Annotated in this window: 13 protein-coding genes; 11 read left to right on the forward strand and 2 right to left on the reverse strand. The window is 64.6% G+C overall.

What is annotated here, in order from left to right:
- Positions 1 to 186: 186 nt before the first annotated feature.
- The 11 genes from R2R70_RS01725 (at position 187) to sixA (ending at position 14808) form a co-directional block, all read left to right on the forward strand.
- Positions 187 to 573, forward strand: coding sequence for an MAPEG family protein (locus R2R70_RS01725; protein WP_410977050.1), 387 nt, complete (start codon positions 187 to 189; stop codon positions 571 to 573).
- Positions 573 to 1748, forward strand: coding sequence for a hotdog domain-containing protein (locus R2R70_RS01730; RefSeq protein ID WP_410977321.1), 1176 nt, complete (start codon positions 573 to 575; stop codon positions 1746 to 1748). Before R2R70_RS01725 ends, R2R70_RS01730 begins: the two co-directional genes overlap by 1 nt.
- 332 nt (positions 1749 to 2080) lie before the next feature.
- Complete coding sequence (gene htpG, locus R2R70_RS01735; protein ID WP_107335276.1) at positions 2081 to 3964, forward strand: molecular chaperone HtpG; 1884 nt, start codon at positions 2081 to 2083, stop codon at positions 3962 to 3964.
- A gap of 407 nt (positions 3965 to 4371) precedes the next feature.
- On the forward strand, positions 4372 to 5265 hold the full coding sequence (locus R2R70_RS01740) for a glucosaminidase domain-containing protein (RefSeq protein WP_410977051.1): 894 nt from the start codon (positions 4372 to 4374) through the stop codon (positions 5263 to 5265).
- 57 nt (positions 5266 to 5322) lie between these two features.
- Complete coding sequence (locus tag R2R70_RS01745; protein ID WP_410977052.1) at positions 5323 to 7392, forward strand: ATP-dependent helicase; 2070 nt, start codon at positions 5323 to 5325, stop codon at positions 7390 to 7392.
- Positions 7385 to 9142: a protein adenylyltransferase SelO gene (locus R2R70_RS01750; protein WP_410977053.1), complete on the forward strand. Its 1758-nt coding sequence runs from the start codon at positions 7385 to 7387 to the stop codon at positions 9140 to 9142. Before R2R70_RS01745 ends, R2R70_RS01750 begins: the two co-directional genes overlap by 8 nt.
- Positions 9143 to 9764: 622 nt before the next feature.
- Complete coding sequence (locus R2R70_RS01755) at positions 9765 to 10982, forward strand: NAD(P) transhydrogenase subunit alpha (protein WP_410977054.1); 1218 nt, start codon at positions 9765 to 9767, stop codon at positions 10980 to 10982.
- Positions 10979 to 11311 (forward strand): NAD(P) transhydrogenase subunit alpha, encoded by a 333-nt coding sequence (locus tag R2R70_RS01760; protein ID WP_043335532.1) that lies wholly within the window; start codon positions 10979 to 10981, stop codon positions 11309 to 11311. Before R2R70_RS01755 ends, R2R70_RS01760 begins: the two co-directional genes overlap by 4 nt.
- Complete coding sequence (locus tag R2R70_RS01765) at positions 11311 to 12699, forward strand: NAD(P)(+) transhydrogenase (Re/Si-specific) subunit beta (protein WP_043335534.1); 1389 nt, start codon at positions 11311 to 11313, stop codon at positions 12697 to 12699. The genes R2R70_RS01760 and R2R70_RS01765 overlap by 1 nt, the downstream gene beginning before the upstream one ends.
- Positions 12700 to 13013: 314 nt before the next feature.
- A complete protein-coding gene (locus tag R2R70_RS01770; protein ID WP_084589572.1) occupies positions 13014 to 14141 on the forward strand; it encodes an NAD(P)H-dependent glycerol-3-phosphate dehydrogenase in 1128 nt (375 codons plus the stop codon).
- A 157-nt stretch (positions 14142 to 14298) separates the two neighbouring features.
- Complete coding sequence (sixA, locus tag R2R70_RS01775) at positions 14299 to 14808, forward strand: phosphohistidine phosphatase SixA (RefSeq protein WP_054554945.1); 510 nt, start codon at positions 14299 to 14301, stop codon at positions 14806 to 14808.
- A 141-nt stretch (positions 14809 to 14949) separates the two neighbouring features.
- On the opposite strand, the gene R2R70_RS01780 is transcribed toward sixA, so the two are convergent.
- Together R2R70_RS01780 and R2R70_RS01785 are read right to left on the reverse strand one after the other, a co-directional pair.
- The gene (locus R2R70_RS01780; RefSeq protein ID WP_043335541.1) at positions 14950 to 15900 is read right to left on the reverse strand and encodes an AEC family transporter; all 951 of its coding nucleotides are present in this window, start codon (positions 15898 to 15900) and stop codon (positions 14950 to 14952) included.
- A 140-nt stretch (positions 15901 to 16040) separates the two neighbouring features.
- Entirely contained in the window at positions 16041 to 16172 is a 132-nt protein-coding gene (locus tag R2R70_RS01785) for a hypothetical protein (RefSeq protein WP_263643036.1), read from the reverse strand.
- Between the last annotated feature and the right edge of the window lie 261 nt (positions 16173 to 16433).

The following is a 16433-nucleotide window of genomic DNA, read 5'->3' on the forward strand; positions in this document are numbered from 1 at the left end:
CATTGGCCGCATGGCAGGGACGCCGCGACCCTGCCATGCTCGTGACACGCTATCAAACACCAGTTTGAATTGGCGTGCCGTCAGTGTCTGATCTGCCGTTCATCACAGGGCGGCGCACCGTTTGTTCACAAACGAGACGCGCCGCTGTGGCAACGCCCTGAACAACGCCTTTCAAGGAAATTCTGCATGCTGATCTATGCCTGCCTGCTGTTTGCGGCACTGATGCTGGTGCTGACCAAGGTACCGGTCGCCTGGGCTCAAAAGCGAACCGGACGCTACGACAACCATGATCCGCGCGCGCAGCAGCGTGAGCTGACGGGCTTCGGGGCCCGCGCGCTCGCCGCGCACCAGAACACCATCGAAGCCTTTCCGCTGTTTGCCGCCGGGGTGCTGGTCAGCGTGATCACCGCGCCGGGCGCGCCCATCGCGACCACGCTGGCGGTGATCTTCGTGCTGGTACGACTGGGCTATTGGGGCTGCTATCTGGCCAACATCGCCACGTTGCGCTCCCTGCTGTGGGGCGCCGGCTATCTGGTCTCCCTCACGTTGATGGCGATGCCGCTGTGGATGTGATGCATGCAGTGCCGCAGAGCCTGCTGGGGCTGGCCGTCAATCCTGCTGACGTGCCGGCTGCGGGTGGCGTATTGGATGACGCCAGCTGGGCGCGGGCGCTGACCGGATTCCTGAGCTTCATTCCGCACACGGCGCGCTTGAACGTCAGGGTCGAGGAGGTCGCCGCGCCGGCCATTCGCATGCAGCTGCCGTGGCAGCCGGCCTTGATCGGCGATCCGCACCGTAGGCTGGTGCATGGCGGTGTGCTGACCATGTTCGCCGATACGCTGTGCGGCAGTGCCGTGCTCACAGGGCTGTCGGCACCGGAAGTCTGCCCGACGCTGGATCTGCGCCTCGATCACTACCGACCCGGCGTCGAGGGCCTGGCGTTGGTGGGCGAGGCGCGCGTGCTGCGGGTCACGGAATCGATGGTGTTTACCGAGGCGCAGATCTGGCAGCAGCCGGGCAAGATCCTGTGTCGCGCGATCGGCAATTTCGTCAGGCTCGGCGAGCGCAATACGCCCAGCGGCTTTGCCGAGGCGCTGCTGGCGGCGGCCAATGCTCAAGCCCCCGCGAACCCTTCCATACACGAGTCGGAACCGCTGGGGCAGTCAGTACAGGCTGCACAGCCAGCAGACGAGAAAACCGAGCCGCAGGCGCCGCGCGATGCCCAGGACCCGTGCGGCCTGCTCAGTGCGCGACGTTTCGTCGAAGGGCAGCGCACTCACGCCGACCTGGCGGCGCTGCTGGCGAGTCTGCCCTACGCGCAGGCGATCGGGCTTGGGCTGTGTGCCATTGACGGGCAGCAGGCGGGCGCGGCCAGCGATGTCGAGCTGCATCCTGAGCAGGCGCTGAGCTATTCCATGGCGGCGATGCCTGACAATGTCGGCAACCCGATGCTGCCGGCGGTGCATGGCGGCGTGCTGGCCGCGGCAATGGAAACCGCTGCGATGCTTGAGGTGCTCAGGCGGCATGGGCGCGGCGGTCGCGAAGCGCGCCTGCCCAAGCTGATCGATTTCTCCATCGACTATCTGGCCACGGCGCGCGGCGATCAGGTGACGCGCATCGACTGTGAAGTGATGCGTGAAGGTCGGCGCATGACCAATGTGCGCGTCAGCGCCTGGCAGAAATCCCGCGAGCAACCAGTTGCCAGCGCGCGCATGCACTTCGTGCTGGAATCACTCGCCTCCCCGTGATGGGCAGGCGATGCCTGCTCCGCAAGCGTCATACCTCAAAGCGCCTCCCTGATGGCTTCCTCTCCGTTGGCTTCCTTCGTTGGCTCCTTTCGTTGCTACCCCTAAGAGCCGCTTGGGTGTTTCCGTGCCATGCGCTAGGTGGGCCGGGCGCAATCATCTGTCGCTAGTGCCTTGAAATCCCTCACCCTTGCCCCATATCTGATCCACGAGTGCTTCCTTCGATCTGCCGCCCAAGAAAGGCAGGCGTCGGCGAGCCGGTTCCATTGTTGCGGGGGCGCTCTGGCCACCGCGAATCTTCTTTTCAGGCATCCACGACATAGAGGTCCTTTTCGATGACGACCGCCACTCACACCGAAACGCATGGCTTCCAGACAGAAGTGAAACAGTTGCTTCACCTCATGATCCACTCGCTGTATTCCAACCGCGAGATCTTCCTGCGCGAGCTGGTCTCCAACGCGGCGGATGCCTGCGACAAGCTGCGCTACCAGGCGCTGGACAACGATGCCCTCTACGGCAACGACAGCGAGCTGCGCATCGAGATCGAGCACGACGCCGAGGCGAAGACCATCACCCTGCGTGACAACGGCATCGGCATGAGCCGTGACGACGTGGTCGCCAATCTGGGCACCATCGCACGCTCCGGTACCGCCGAGTTCATGAAGAACCTGTCGGGTGACCAGCAGAAGGATTCGCGTCTGATCGGTCAGTTCGGGGTCGGCTTCTATTCCGGCTTCATCGTCGCCGACGAGATCACCGTGCGTACTCGTCGCGCCGACCTGGGCGCTGACCAGGGCGTCGAGTGGACCTCACGTGGCGAAGGTGAGTTCAGCGTCGCCGACATCGAGCGCGCCGAGCGCGGTACCGAGATCGTGCTGCACCTCAAGGACGATGCCATCGAGTTCGCTGACGATCATCGTCTGCGCAACCTGGTCACCAAGTACTCCGACCATATCGAACTGCCGGTGCGCATGAAGCGCGTCGAGAAGGACGAGGAAGGCAACGAGCAGGTCCACTGGGAAACCGCCAACTCCGCCACCGCGCTGTGGGTGCGCTCCAAGTCCGAGGTCAGCGACGAGGAGTACAAGAACTTCTACAAGCACGTCTCGCATGACTTCTCCGACCCGCTCAGCTGGAGCCACAACAAGGTCGAGGGTAAGCTCGAGTACACCAGCCTGCTGTTCGTGCCGGGCCGTGCGCCGTTCGACCTCTACCAGCGTGATGCCGCGCGTGGCCTGAAGCTCTACGTGCAGCGCGTCTTCATCATGGACGACGCCGAGCAGTTCCTGCCGCTGTACCTGCGCTTCATCAAGGGCGTGCTGGACACCAACGACCTGTCGCTGAACGTCTCGCGTGAACTGCTGCAGCAGGACCCGCAGGTCGACAAGCTCAAGTCCGCGCTGACTAAGCGTGGCCTGGACATGCTCAAGAAGCTGGCCAAGGACCCCGAGCAGTACCAGACCTTCTGGAACCAGTTCGGCTCCGTGCTCAAGGAAGGCCCGGCGGAAGACTTCGCCAACCGTGAGAAGATCGCCGAGCTGCTGCGCTTCTCCACCACCGAGACCGACAGCGCGACCCAGGACCAGTCACTGGCCCAGTACGTCGAGCGCATGAAGGAAGGCCAGAGCAAGATCTACTACCTGGTCGCCGACAGCTTCAATGCCGCCAAGTCCAGCCCGCACCTCGAGATCTTCCGCAAGAAGGGTATCGAAGTCCTGCTGCTGACCGACCGCATCGACGAGTGGCTGATGAGCCACCTCACCGAGTTCGACGGCAAGTCCTTCGCGGATGTCGCCAAGGGCGATCTCGATCTCGGCGATGTCGAGAACGAAGAAGAGAAGAAGGCCCAGGAAGAGACCGCCAAGGCCAAGGAAGATCTGGTCAAGCGCGTCAAGGAAGCGCTGGCCGAGAACGTTCAGGAAGTGCGCATCACGCACCGCCTGACCGATTCCCCGGCCTGCGTGGTGCTGCCGGAGCACGAGATGGGCTACCAGATGCGCAAGATGATGGAAGCCGCTGGCCAGCCGCTGCCGGAAGTGAAGCCGATTCTCGAGCTGAACCCGGAGCACGCTCTGGTCACGCGTCTGGAAGGCGGTGAAGGCGATTACTTCACCGATCTGGCACACGTGCTGCTCGATCAGGCCATCATCGCCGAAGGCGGTGCGCTGGAAGATCCGGCCGCTTACGTGCGCCGCCTGAACAGCATGCTCAGCGCCTGAGACGGCGGAACGATCGAGCCACTGGCTTGATCAAGCATGTCCGCAATGACGCCCTCGCAGCCTGTGCTGCGGGGGCGTTTTGCGTTGGGTGTGTCGTCAGCGATAGCGTCCAGTGCGAGGTGCAAGGTGTGCAGGGCAGCAAGGCAGGAAGGGGAAAGGGAAAGGGAAAAAGAAAAAGGGGAAGAAGCGCAGGGAGCGCAGAGCGCGCGCCGCGTCAGTGGCGCGAAAAGGCGGGCATCATCTGGCGATCTGTCGGTGATAGACGACAGGGCTTGCCGTGTCTTTCCTCGCTTGGCCGGCCGCGCCATCTTCTCGCCCACGCGTTTTTAGGGTTTCATGCAGCCTCATGAGATACGCTGATGATATCTCGCGTCTTGCTACTGCATCCCTCTCGATGAGCGCAGCACATGACTTACCTACCTTTCTCTGCGGATTGGCTGACTGGCGGAGTGCGTGGCCTGCCACGCCTGTCTTCGAGGGCCTGGTCGCGGCGCTCGTGGCGTCTGGGCTCTGTTCGTCTGGTCAGCGCCGCCTTGCTGCTGGTGATGGGGCTGGGCTCCATGGCGCAGGCGGCGCGGCTGGATGATGAGCTGCTGGCCCGTGACAAGACCCATCAGATGCCGGACCTGCGGCCCTATCCCGCGGGCAACCAGCGCAAGGTCGCATTCTTCGAACTGATGATTCCGCTGGTGGTGGCCGAGAATCAGCGCATCGCCGAGCAGCGCGACTGGTTGCTGGCGATGCGCAAGCGCGCCGGTGACGGAGGGCGTGACTACAGCGAGCGCGAGCAGGAGCGTCTCAACGGCCTGTGTGATCAGGCCAATCTGCCCTGTGACGTCACGCGCGAGGACATCGGCGTCAGCTGGACGCGTCTGCTGCTGCGCATCGATACCCTGCCGCTGGACATGGTGCTGGTGCAGGCCATCGAGGAGTCGGGCTGGGGGACGTCGGGCCATGCCCGTGAGGGCAACAATCTGTTCGGCATGCGCTGCTTCTCGCGCGGCTGCGGTATCGGGCCGCCGGGGCGTGAATATCGGCGTTTCGAGAGCCTGGAGGCGGGTATCGCCGCCTATTTCGACAATCTCAACTCCCAGCGCAGCTATGCCGAGCTACGTGAGCTGCGCGGGCGTCTGCGCAACGCGGGCCAGCCGGTGCGCGCCGAAGACCTCATCCCGACGTTGAGTGCCTACTCGACGCGGGGAAACGCCTACTTCACCACGCTCTATGATCTGTTGCGCTGGAATCGTGGCCTGATGCGTACCGTGCGTGAGCGCCTCGCGGCCAATGGCGCGCTGTCCTAGTCATGATCGCGCAGCGAAGGTCTTGCCCCCCGCGCTGACAGGGGGGATCATGCCGCCATGCATCTGAGCAATGATCAACGGCGAATTCTCGCCCATCCCTTTCCCTCGCGCCTGCGCGATCGCACGCCGGCCAACAGCGCCGAGCACAGCGATTGCGTGGTGGTGCGTGCCTGTGCCGGCAGCGGCAAGACCGTGCTGATGGTCGAGCTGGCGCGTACCTATGCCGACGAGACCCTCATCTACACCTCGCTCAACCCGGCGGTGGCCGGGCGGACCGCCAGTCAGCTGCCCGCCAATGTCCAGTCGCTGTCGCTGCATCAGTTGGCGCGTCAGGCCTTGATGGAGGAGTACGGCGACAAGCTCAAGCGGCAACCCGACATCACGCGCCGTCTGGCGCCGCAGAGCCTCAGCTGGCTGGGCAGTCTTTCCAGCCAGTCGCGCAGCCTGATCGCCCAGGGCCTGAACACCTTCTTCGCCGAGAGCGACGCGGTGCCGATGCCGGAGCATCTTCCCGAAGGCGTGGCACAACGGCTGAGTGCCAATGAGCTGCGCCAGCTGGTCGAGAGCATGCGACTGGTGTGGGAGTGCCTGCTGGACCCCGCCGATCATCAGCAGAGCCTGTCGTTCAACGCCTTGCTCAAGCTGTGGTCGCAGCATGGCCAGTCGCTGGAGGCCGACCTGGTGATGCTGGATGAGGCGCAGGACGCCACGCCAGCGCTGCTGGCCATGTTGCGTCGCCAGCGCTGTGACCTGCTGCTGATCGGCGACCCGCATCAGAGCCTGTCGCGTCAGGTGGAAGGCATGAGCTCGCTGGATTCGCCGCTGCTGGCCGATGCCACCGTCTACTCGCTGCCCGGCGCCTGGCGCTTCGGGCCGGCATTGGCGGCGCTGGGCACGCGGCTGGCGGCCTGTTCGCCCACCGCCCGCGAGCAGGCCATGAGCGGCCTCGGCCCGGCGACCCGTCTGGCGCTGCCCGCGGTACGTGAGGCATTGCTGCACTCCGGCAAGCGCCATGCGGTGATCAGTGCCGGCCCGGTGGCGGCGCTGGGGGAGGCGCTGGCACTGCATCAGCGCGGCATCGCGGTGGCCTGGCTGGATGGCATCGAAGGCTATCCGCTGGCGGGGCTGCTGGACCACTGGCGACTCTGGCGCGCGCATCAGATGGCCGAGCAGGGCGACAGCGCGAGTCAGCATGAGTGGTGGCGACTGCTGCCTCCCTCCCTGACACGGCTCGGCCAGACCCCGGCGCAGGTGCTGGGAGCTCTGACGCGTCTCGATGATCATCAGGCGCGCAGTCTGCATGAGCTGGCCTCCTGGTATGCCCAGGCGCCGCTGGATCAATGGATCGGTGAGCTGCGCAAGCACGATGGCGACCTGCAGGCCGCCATCGTCAGTGCTCACTCGCGGGGACAGTCGGTCGAGCTGCCCACTGTCATGCTGGGGACGGTCTTCCGCGCCAAGGGTCTCGAGTTTGATTGCGTGGTGCTGGCCGATGATCTGGCACTGCCAAGCGCGCGCCAGCAATTGCCCAATCAGGTGCTGGTCACCAATCTCAGCTACACCGCCGCCACGCGGGCACGCCAGCTGCTGGTGCTCAATGAGCGCCTGAGCCACTGGTGGCAGGCGCAGGGCGAGAGTGAGCGCTTCCCTCTGCTCGAGGCACTGCCGCAGGCCTGGCTGAGCGAGTCCACGCATGGCGTGCAGGCGCCACACCCGTGGTGGGGCAAGGCACGCCTGTTGGAGTTGGCGCTGACACCGCGCAAGCGCCTGCTGCTGCGCCGTCATGAGACCTCGCTTGAGGGCACCTCTGCCGCGGTGTCGCCCGCGGCTGGCACGCGCGATCAGGCGCCAGCCTCGAGCGACCCTGCCAGTCATGCTCAGCACCTGGGCCATGATCAGCACATGGGCCATGCCCGGGGCTCCGACGATGCCCTGCAGGCGCTCAAGCGTCAGGCACGCACCGACACGACGGCGCGCAAGCTGTATGAAATGGCCAGCAAGCTGCCGCCCGGGCGACCCTCCGGCGGCCTGCGCAGTCTGCTGACCCCGAGCGACGCCGCCGCGTCCACTTCTTCCCCCAGCGAGTCGCCGACCCCCGGCGGCCCGACGGAGCCTCTTGATGAGTGAGTTTGCCCCTACGCCCGCCGCGCACGTGCACGACCTGGCGGCGCTGCGCTTCAACAATCGCTATGCCCGCCTGCCGGAGCACTTCTTCACGCGTGTCGCCCCGCAGCCGCGACAAGGCACACGCCTTGCCGATGTGAGTCCTGACTGCGCCCGTCTGCTGGGGCTGGAGGCGCCCTTGACCTCTGACGCCTCCAGCGAGGAGGCGCTCGAGCAGCTGCGCCTCTTGATGGCCGGTGAGCAGTTGCTGCCGGGCATGGACGCATTGGCCCAGAAATACACTGGCCATCAGTTCGGTCACTACAACCCGCAGCTCGGCGACGGGCGAGGCATTCTGCTCGGCGAGCTTGAGACCGAACACGGCAAGACCTTCGATCTGCATCTCAAGGGCGCTGGGCGTACGCCTTACTCGCGCTTCGGCGATGGTCAGGCGGTGGTGCGCTCCAGCGTGCGCGAGTATCTGGCCAGCGAGTACATGGCCGCGCTGGGCATTCCCACCAGCCGCGCGCTGGCACTGGCGGTGAATGCCGAGCGGGTCCAGCGCGAGACCGTCGAGCCCGGCGCTACCGTGTTGCGTGTCTGTGAGAGCCACCTGCGCTTCGGGCACTTCGAGTGGCTGGCCCACTCCGGCCGGCATGAAGACCTCAAGATGCTGATCGATCACGCCCTGCGGGAGCACTTTTCAGAATGTCTGTCTGAGCGTCTGTCTGAGTGCCTGCCCGAGGAGCTGACGGAACCTCTGCCGGAAGGCGGCGTGCAGGCAGCGGCGGACCAGCCGCTTGCAGACCAGCCGCTTGCAGACCAGCCGCTTGCAGACCAGCCCCTCACAGACCAGGTGCGCGTGACCAGCGCGCTGGCCATGTTCGAGACAGTGATCACTCGCACCGCAAAGCTGATCGCGGCCTGGCAGGCCTACGGCTTCGTGCATGCGGTGATGAACACCGACAACATGTCGCTGCTGGGGCTGACCTTCGATTACGGGCCCTACGCCTTCCTCGATGGTTATGAAGAGAATCTGGTGCCGAATCATACCGATCAGGCCGGGCGCTATGGTTTCGCCCAGCAGCCGGGTATCGGGCTATGGAACCTGGAGCGACTGGGGATCGCGCTGTCGCCGCTGATCGATGTCGACGCGCTCTCCGCTGCGCTGGGCGCCTACGAGGGCGAGTTGCAGCGTGAATATGCCCGTCTGATGCGTGCGCGTCTCGGGTTGCCGGATGCGCGCGATGAGGACATGACGCTGGTGCAGCAGTGGCGCGAGCTGCTGGCGGCCGGCAAGGTCGACCACACCCATGCCTACCGTCTGCTCAGTCATTGGGATGTCGCGCAGCCCGCGCCGGAAACACTGGGCGTGCGCCTGGCGGGTGAGCGTGGGCCGCATGGCGACTCGGCCCAGGCGCGCGATGAAGCTTCGGCGTGGCTTGAGCGCTATCAGGCGCGCGTCATGGCCATCGGGCTCTCCGCCGAGGATGAGCGCCAGCGTCGTCTGGCCATGCTCGGCTGCAATCCACTCTATGTGCCGCGCACGCATCTGCTGCTGGAGGTGATCGCACGGGTCGAGCAGGGCGATGACACTTCGCTCAAGGCCTTGCGTCAGCGTCTGACGGCACCTTTCTTCCGCCCCGAGGAGGGCAGCCTTGAGGCGGCGCTGGAGCTGGGGCAGGCGCAGGGCGTCGCTGCCGAACTCGTCGATGACTGGACACGGCCACCGGCGGCGAATGCAGCGCCGATCTGCATGAGTTGCTCGTCCTGAACGGTTCTGCCAGAGCGACTCTCATTGAAGGGGCCTGAACTGCTTCGCTAACAGCGCAAGCCATGGCAGAGCATCCGCTTGGCGCAATGCAGGAAACACGCGCTGATACTCAAGTCATCGTCATGAAAATGGGATACTGCTGCGGCAGTGTCCCATTTTTCATGGCAGGCGCTGTGGCAGCCATAAGCTCGAGATTATGCGATGCATAACACAAAGCTGAGCTATTCTTGGTGGGGTGCCTTTTGTAAACTCATTGCAAATCAGTCACTTGGTAGTGTCGCAAGACGCCTGTCAGCATAAGGCGGCTGTTATGGCTGCCATAACGATAGCTTTATGCTTGATTTTATTGCTTTTTTTGCAATGCAGCGCTTGACCCTGATGCACCGACAAGAAAAGACTGATGCTGGACACTCATCGTGTCGCGGGTGATGTCAGGCCTTCTGGCCATGCGTGAGTCACGGCTTGCGATTCAGGCAAGTCTCACCTGTGACAGGCAATAACGTCGCTGAAAGCGCCTCCGGCAGGCAGGATGGCGCGAATCAGCGCTCAACAGGAACGACGCCATGAACCTTTCAAGGCTGGCAGCCTCAGGCATGAACACGGACGTGAAACGAGGTGCGCGATGCTGAATATTCTAGTCGTGCGCGAGATGCGTGCACCGGACCTGGTGACACCCGACGAGGGCGTGAGCAGCACACTGGCGCGCGGGGAATGCCGCGTCGCGCTGGACCCGGTGACGGCCGGCAAGCTCGCGCGTCACCTGGACAGCAGCGTCAGTGACACCAGCGATGCCATCGTGCACGTGGAGAGCGGTGCCGGACGTCATGCACACTTCGACGATGCGGCCTACGCCGCCCAGGCCGGGGTGGCGGTCGTCGCCGAGGCCGATATCGCGGCGGCGCGTGCCGCGGCGGATCTCGTGCTGTGCGTGCGCACGCCCAGCGAGTCACAGATCAGCGAGTTGCGTGAAGGCGCGGTGGTGGTGGCATTGATGACGCCGTACCAGAGCCCGCAGCTGATCAGCAAGCTTGCCAGCCAGGGGCTGACCAGCCTGTGCATGGAATTCGTGCCGCGTATCTCGCGCGCCCAGAGCATGGATGCCCTGTCCTCGCAGGCGGGTGTCGCGGGCTATCACGCCGCGTTGCTGGCGGCCAATGAGTCCTCGGTATTCTTCCCGATGCTGACGACTGCCGCCGGGACCGTGCGTCCGGCGCGTGTCGTGGTGGTCGGTGCTGGCGTTGCGGGCCTGCAGGCCATCGCGACCGCCAAGCGTCTCGGCGCCCAGGTGTGGGCCTATGACATCCGCGCTGCCGCGCGTGAGCAGGTCGAATCGCTGGGCGCCAAGATGATCGATACCGGCGTCGATGCCTCCGGCGAGGGCGGCTACGCCCGCGAGCTGACCGATGACGAACGCGCCCAGCAGGCCGATGCGCTGGCACGTCACATGGGTGATGCGCATGTGGTGATCTCCACCGCCGCGATTCCGGGGCGTCCGTCGCCGCGCATCATCAGTCGCGAGATGGTCGAGGGCATGAAGCCCGGCGCCGTGCTGGTCGATCTCGCCGCCGAAGGCGGTGGCAACTGTGAACTGACCGAGCCCGGCAAGCGTGTCGAGCACGCCGGCGTCACGGTACTCGGCCCGCTGGACATGGCCTCGAGCCTGGCGGTCAATGCCAGCGAGATGTACGCCAAGAACCTCTTCAACCTGCTGACCCCCTTCATGAAGGACGGCGAACTGACGCTGGACTTCGAAGATGCGGTGCTCGGCCCGATGCGTCTGACCGAAGGCGGCCGCATCACCCACGATGACGTACGCGCTCGCGCGGAGGACGCCGCATGATCGAAGGACTTTCTGCCGTATACATCCTGATGCTGGCGGCCTTCGTCGGCTACGAGGTCATCTCGCGCGTGCCGGTGATTCTGCACACGCCCCTGATGTCCGGTTCCAACTTCATCCACGGCATCGTGCTGGTCGGGGCGATGATCGCCCTCGGTCAGGCCGAGACCGGCATGCAGCAGTTCATCGGCTTCATCGCCGTGCTGCTGGGCGCCGGCAACGCGGTCGGCGGTTATGTGGTCACCGAGCGCATGCTGGAAATGTTCAAGACCAGTGATCGCAGCAAGGGCACAGACGCTGCCAATGGCATCAACGACAAGGAGGCTCGCTGATGAACTGGCTGGTCGAAACAGGGTATTTCGCGGCGGCGGTGGTCTTCATCCTCGGCCTCAAGCGCATGTCACATCCTTCCACGGCACGCAGCGGCATCCATTGGGCCGGTATCGCGATGGTCGTGGCCACGTTGCTCACCTTCCTGCATCCGCAGATTGATGGTCGTTATGGCCTGATGCTGCTGGCCATCGTCATCGGTGGCGGTATCGCCTGGTACTCCGGCAACAAGGTCGAAATGACCGACATGCCGCAGATGATCGCCATCTACAACGGCATGGGCGGCGGTGCGGCAGCGGCGATCGCCGCGGTCGAGCTGATGCGCATGAGTGACAACCCGGCACTGATCGAGCAGCACGGCTCGCTGGCGCTGTGGCTGGGCGTGCTCGGGGCGATGATCGGTGCGGTGGCCTTCTCCGGTTCCATCGTGGCCTGGGCCAAACTGGATGGGCGCCTCAAGAAGGCGTTCAACTTCCCGAGTCAGCAGCTGATCAACATGATCGTGCTGGGCCTGACGGTCTATCTGGGCGTCGTGATCGCGGCGGTGGAGCCATCAAGCTCGCTGGTGCTGGTGTTCTTCGCGCTCGCGTTGCTGTTCGGTGCGATGCTGGCACTGCCCATCGGTGGCGCCGACATGCCGGTGATCATTTCGCTGTTCAATGCGCTGACCGGCCTTGCGGTGGCGATGGAAGGCTTCGTGCTCGGCAATGCCGCGATGATCATCGCCGGTACTGTCGTCGGGGCGGCCGGTACGCTGCTGACCCAGCTGATGGCCAAGGCCATGAATCGCCCGATCCGCAACGTGCTGTTCAAGCAGTTCGGGGGCGCATCAGGTGTCGAGCAGGGCGAGATCGAGGGCAGCATGAAGGCTTCCGATCCGATGGACGCCGCCGTGCAGCTGGCCTTCGCCGAGCGCGTCATCATCGTGCCGGGCTACGGCATGGCGGTGGCACAGGCGCAGCACAAGGTCTGGGAAATGGTCGAGCTGCTGGGTGAGCGTGGCGTCGAAGTGCGCTTCGCGATCCACCCGGTCGCCGGTCGCATGCCGGGGCACATGAACGTGCTGCTGGCGGAAGCCGGCGTGCCCTACGACATGATCGCGGACCTGGACGAGATCAACAACGACTTCGAGACCACCGACGTCACGCTGGTCATCGGCGCCAATGACGTGGTCAATCCGGTCGCCAAGAACGACGCCTCAAGCCCGCTGTACGGCATGCCGATCCTCAACGCCGACCAGTCACGCAACGTGCTGGTGATCAAGCGCGGTCAGGGCTCCGGCTTCTCCGGGGTCGAGAACCACCTGTTCTATCTTGACCACACGCGCATGGTGTATGGCGATGGTCAGAAGGTGGTCGGCGACATGATCACGGCCCTCAAGACGCTGTGATCTGACGCCTCGGCGTGATGGGGCAAGTCTGTCGCCATCACGCCAGCGCCGAACAGACCGGCAATTTCTGCGCCTCAGGGGCAGGGATTGCCGGTTTTTTTATGCATATCGATTGTTCATGCGTATCGATGGTGCATGCCAGTCGATTGCTTGCGAGGCGCGCCTGGCAGGTAGGTCACTCAGGCGCGTCACCCAGGCGCAGCCCCTGCGTTGGCCACGAGGTCTGCGTAGACATCTCTTGTTCAGCATTCTCTGACAAACTATGAGTACAATGCCTGCCATTCACTGAGCACATCGTCATCCAAGGAGTCAGCATGTCTGCCACTACCCCTTCACCTCGTCGGGCCATTCGTGATCGCGAGGTAAGCGAAACGACCCCTCAGGCGGTGGGACTCAATGTCTGCGTGCTGGGTGGCGGCAGCTTCGGGACCGCGATCGCCTCGATTGCCGCCGACAACGGTGCCAGCGTCACCCAGTGGATGCGTGATGCCAGCCAGGCCGAGGAGGTCAACACCCGGCACCGCAACTCGGGCTATCTGCCGGGCTTCGAGATCAATGCCTCGGTGCGTGCCACCACCGACATGGCCGATGCTCTGGCCGAGGCCGAGCTGGTCTGCGTGGCGATTCCTTCCAAGGCCTTCCGTACGGTGGTCCGTCAGGCGCGCGCTCACCTGCGTGAAGGGCAGATTCTGGTGGCCACCACCAAGGGCATCGAGAGCGAAGGCTTCACCCTGATGAGCGAGGTGCTGGAGCAGGAAACCGGCTTCACGCACATCGGCGTACTGTCTGGCCCCAATCTGGCGGCCGAGATCGCCCAGCGGCAGCTGACGGCCACGGTGATCGCCTCCGACGACGCCTACACCCGCGCTCGCGTGCAGACGGCCTTCGGCTGCGACTATTTCCGTGTCTACGCCAGCAATGACCGCTACGGCGTCGAGCTGGGCGGGGCGCTGAAGAACATCTACGCCATCGCGGCCGGCATGGCCGCGGCTCTGGGCATGGGCGAGAACACCCGCGCCATGCTGATGACCCGCGCGCTGGCCGAGATGAGCCGCTTCGCCGTGGCCAAGGGCGCCAATCCGATGACCTTCCTCGGCCTTGCCGGCGTTGGCGATCTGATCGTGACCTGCTCCTCGCCGTTGTCGCGCAACTATCGGGTCGGCTACGCACTGGGAGAAGGGCGCACCCTCGACCAGGCGGTCGAGGTACTGGGGCAGGTCGCTGAGGGTGTCAACACCGTGCGATTGGTGCAGGATGAATCCGAGCGGCTGGGCATCTACATGCCGCTGGTCAGTGGCATGGCCAAGGTGCTGTTCGAGAATGTCGACCCGCATCACATGGCCCGCGCGCTGATGGGCGGTGAGCAATCCAGCGATGTGGAATTCGTGCTGTCGCGTGAGTCGGTGCAGCAGGCGCGGCAGTTGGAACCCGACGGCTCCTGAGGACTCATAGCAGGTAGCGGGTGATGGAGCGTGTTTCGCCATCCCCTTGTCTGACTCGTGCAACGCTCCGGTTGGCGAGTCCCTGGTCATCGGCCGCAGCGACAGAGCGAGTGATGTAGCGCTTGCGCTGCGGCAGTCATCTTTTCAGGAGAATGTCATGAGTGTACTGATCATGCGTCACGGTGAGGCCCAGGCCGGCACGCCGGACCCCAGCCGCGAATTGAGCGAATATGGCCGCGAAGAGGCGCGCCGCATCGGGCGCTGGTTGGCCCATCAGCTGCCCGCCGAGCGTCGTGCGCGCCTGACGCTGGTCGTCAGCCCGTTTACCCGCGCCCAGCAGACCGCCCAGGAGATCTCCTCGGCGCTGGAGTTGAGTGGTGAGCAGCAGACAACGCTCGAGATCATCACCCCGGACGACCCGCTGACGCCGGTACTCGACTGGCTGCAGACCCATGTGCCGCCCACCTCTGAAGGGCGCGAGCCGCGTGACTGGCTGATCATCAGCCATAATCCGTTGGTCTCGAATCTGGCCAGCGCCCTGGTCGATGGCCCCGGCAGCACCCAGTTGGCCTTTGCCACCGCAAGTCTCGCCTGGCTGGACGCCGATGTCTGGGCCGCTGGCCTGGCGGATCTGCACCAGTTCGTGAGCCCGGCGGAACTGGCGTAAGTCACGCGCGGTGGTCATGAACCACAACCATTGAGCCGCAACCATTGAGCCACAACGAAACGCCCCCGCCAGTCTGCACTGGCGGGGGCGTTTCGTTTTGACATGCAGCCAGACCGCTGCTGCTTGATCAGACCGCTGCTGCTAGACCAGACCGCTCAGCTTGAGCACGAAGATGCCTGCCGTGATGGTGATGCCCGCCATCAGAGTGCTGATGGCGATGATGTTGGCGGCCAGGCGGTCATTGCCGCCCATCGCCCGCACCATCACGAAGCTTGCCGCCGCCGTCGGCGAGGCGAAGAACAGGAACAGCACTCCGAGTTCGGTGCCGCGGAAGCCCAGCAGCACGGCGACGGTGGTCGCCAGCAGCGGCACGCTGATCATCTTCATCAGGCTGGCACTGAGGGCCAGCTTGCGGCCTTCACGCAGCGAGCGCATCGACAGGGTTCCGCCGATGCAGATCAATGCCAGCGGCAGCGTCATGCGCGCGAAGTAGTCGCCGGAGGTCTCCAGCCACTCTGGCAGCTGCCAGCTGAAGGCCGCGAAGGGCAGGGCGGCCAGCACGCCGAGAATCAGCGGGTTGGTGATGATGCCGCGCGCGATGCCACTCCAGCTGGTGCGGCCATCGCCGAGATAGCTCGACAGCACCACTACCGACAGCATGTTGTAGGACAGGATGACGACCCCCATCAGGATGCCGCCCATCGAGAGGCCGAGATCGCCATAGAGATTGGCGGCCAGTGCCAGCCCGACGATGGCGCAGTTGCCGCGAAACGAGCCCTGGACCACCTCGCCGCGCTCCTTTCTCGGCACGCGCAGGATCGCCCAGCCCCACAGCAGCAGGAAGGTGCCCAGTGTCGCCAGCGCGAAATAGGTCAGCATGCCCGGGCGCAGGGCGTGATCCAGGTCCGCGCGCACGATGGAGAGGAAGACCAGCGCCGGCATGGTGCCCTTGAACACCAGCGATGAGGCGGTGCCGATGAAGGTGTCATCGATCCAGCCGAGGCGTTTGAGGCCCAGGCCCAGAAATACCATCGCGAAGACCGGAACGGTGACGTTCAGGGTCGCGACGAACAGCGCCAGCATGTCGTTCATGAAGTAGTCTCGCTCATTTCCGCCCTTGTCCTGTGAGTGTTGCGGTCTGTCTGGTGAGGCTTTTGGTCAGCGTCTGACGAGCGTTGCGCGCCCGCGGCGGCCCGTTGCAGCCCCGTCGTGAACTGCCGCGGCGGCCTGGCTCAGGCCAGCCAGAAGCCCGTGATCAAGGCCGCTGCCAGCAAGGCCCAGAACAGGCCGTTGCGCAGGCGGGTATCGCGACGCGGCCTGGAAGACGGCGAGGAAGTAGCGGATTGCTTGTCATGCTTGGGCATCGAGGGGTCCTGTCCAGCAAGGTGAAATATTGGCTCAGCGAATGAAGGCTCAGCGGGAGAAGGCTCAACGTGTGAAGGCTCTGGCGGGCAGACGGCCAGCCAGCAAGGCGCTCTGACAACAGCGCGTGCCTGTCATCCGCCCAGCATAATATCAGGCTTTCCTTAGACTTAGGGATAGTCGTTCTGCTCGGGCATCAGCCCCGGTGCTAGTTCCGCTATCAGGTCGCGTTGACCGCATGCCGCCAACCAGGGGCGCGGGGG

It is taken from the genome of Cobetia sp. SIMBA_158 (assembly GCF_046566945.1).
Lineage (GTDB): Bacteria > Pseudomonadota > Gammaproteobacteria > Pseudomonadales > Halomonadaceae > Cobetia > Cobetia amphilecti.

What these genes read in the sequence shown, in the direction of transcription:
- R2R70_RS01765 (WP_043335534.1), top strand. Translation starts at nt 11,311, where the DNA reads ATGAACTGGCTGGTCGAAACAGGGTATTTCGCGGCGGCGGTGGTCTTC.
- R2R70_RS01755 (WP_410977054.1), top strand. Translation starts at nt 9,765, where the DNA reads ATGCTGAATATTCTAGTCGTGCGCGAGATGCGTGCACCGGACCTGGTG.
- R2R70_RS01785 (WP_263643036.1), bottom strand. Translation starts at nt 16,172, where the DNA reads ATGCCCAAGCATGACAAGCAATCCGCTACTTCCTCGCCGTCTTCCAGG.
- R2R70_RS01760 (WP_043335532.1), top strand. Translation starts at nt 10,979, where the DNA reads ATGATCGAAGGACTTTCTGCCGTATACATCCTGATGCTGGCGGCCTTC.
- htpG (WP_107335276.1), top strand. Translation starts at nt 2,081, where the DNA reads ATGACGACCGCCACTCACACCGAAACGCATGGCTTCCAGACAGAAGTG.
- R2R70_RS01780 (WP_043335541.1), bottom strand. Translation starts at nt 15,900, where the DNA reads ATGAACGACATGCTGGCGCTGTTCGTCGCGACCCTGAACGTCACCGTT.
- R2R70_RS01750 (WP_410977053.1), top strand. Translation starts at nt 7,385, where the DNA reads ATGAGTGAGTTTGCCCCTACGCCCGCCGCGCACGTGCACGACCTGGCG.
- sixA (WP_054554945.1), top strand. Translation starts at nt 14,299, where the DNA reads ATGAGTGTACTGATCATGCGTCACGGTGAGGCCCAGGCCGGCACGCCG.
- R2R70_RS01740 (WP_410977051.1), top strand. Translation starts at nt 4,372, where the DNA reads ATGACTTACCTACCTTTCTCTGCGGATTGGCTGACTGGCGGAGTGCGT.
- R2R70_RS01730 (WP_410977321.1), top strand. Translation starts at nt 573, where the DNA reads ATGCATGCAGTGCCGCAGAGCCTGCTGGGGCTGGCCGTCAATCCTGCT.
- R2R70_RS01770 (WP_084589572.1), top strand. Translation starts at nt 13,014, where the DNA reads ATGTCTGCCACTACCCCTTCACCTCGTCGGGCCATTCGTGATCGCGAG.
- R2R70_RS01725 (WP_410977050.1), top strand. Translation starts at nt 187, where the DNA reads ATGCTGATCTATGCCTGCCTGCTGTTTGCGGCACTGATGCTGGTGCTG.
- R2R70_RS01745 (WP_410977052.1), top strand. Translation starts at nt 5,323, where the DNA reads ATGCATCTGAGCAATGATCAACGGCGAATTCTCGCCCATCCCTTTCCC.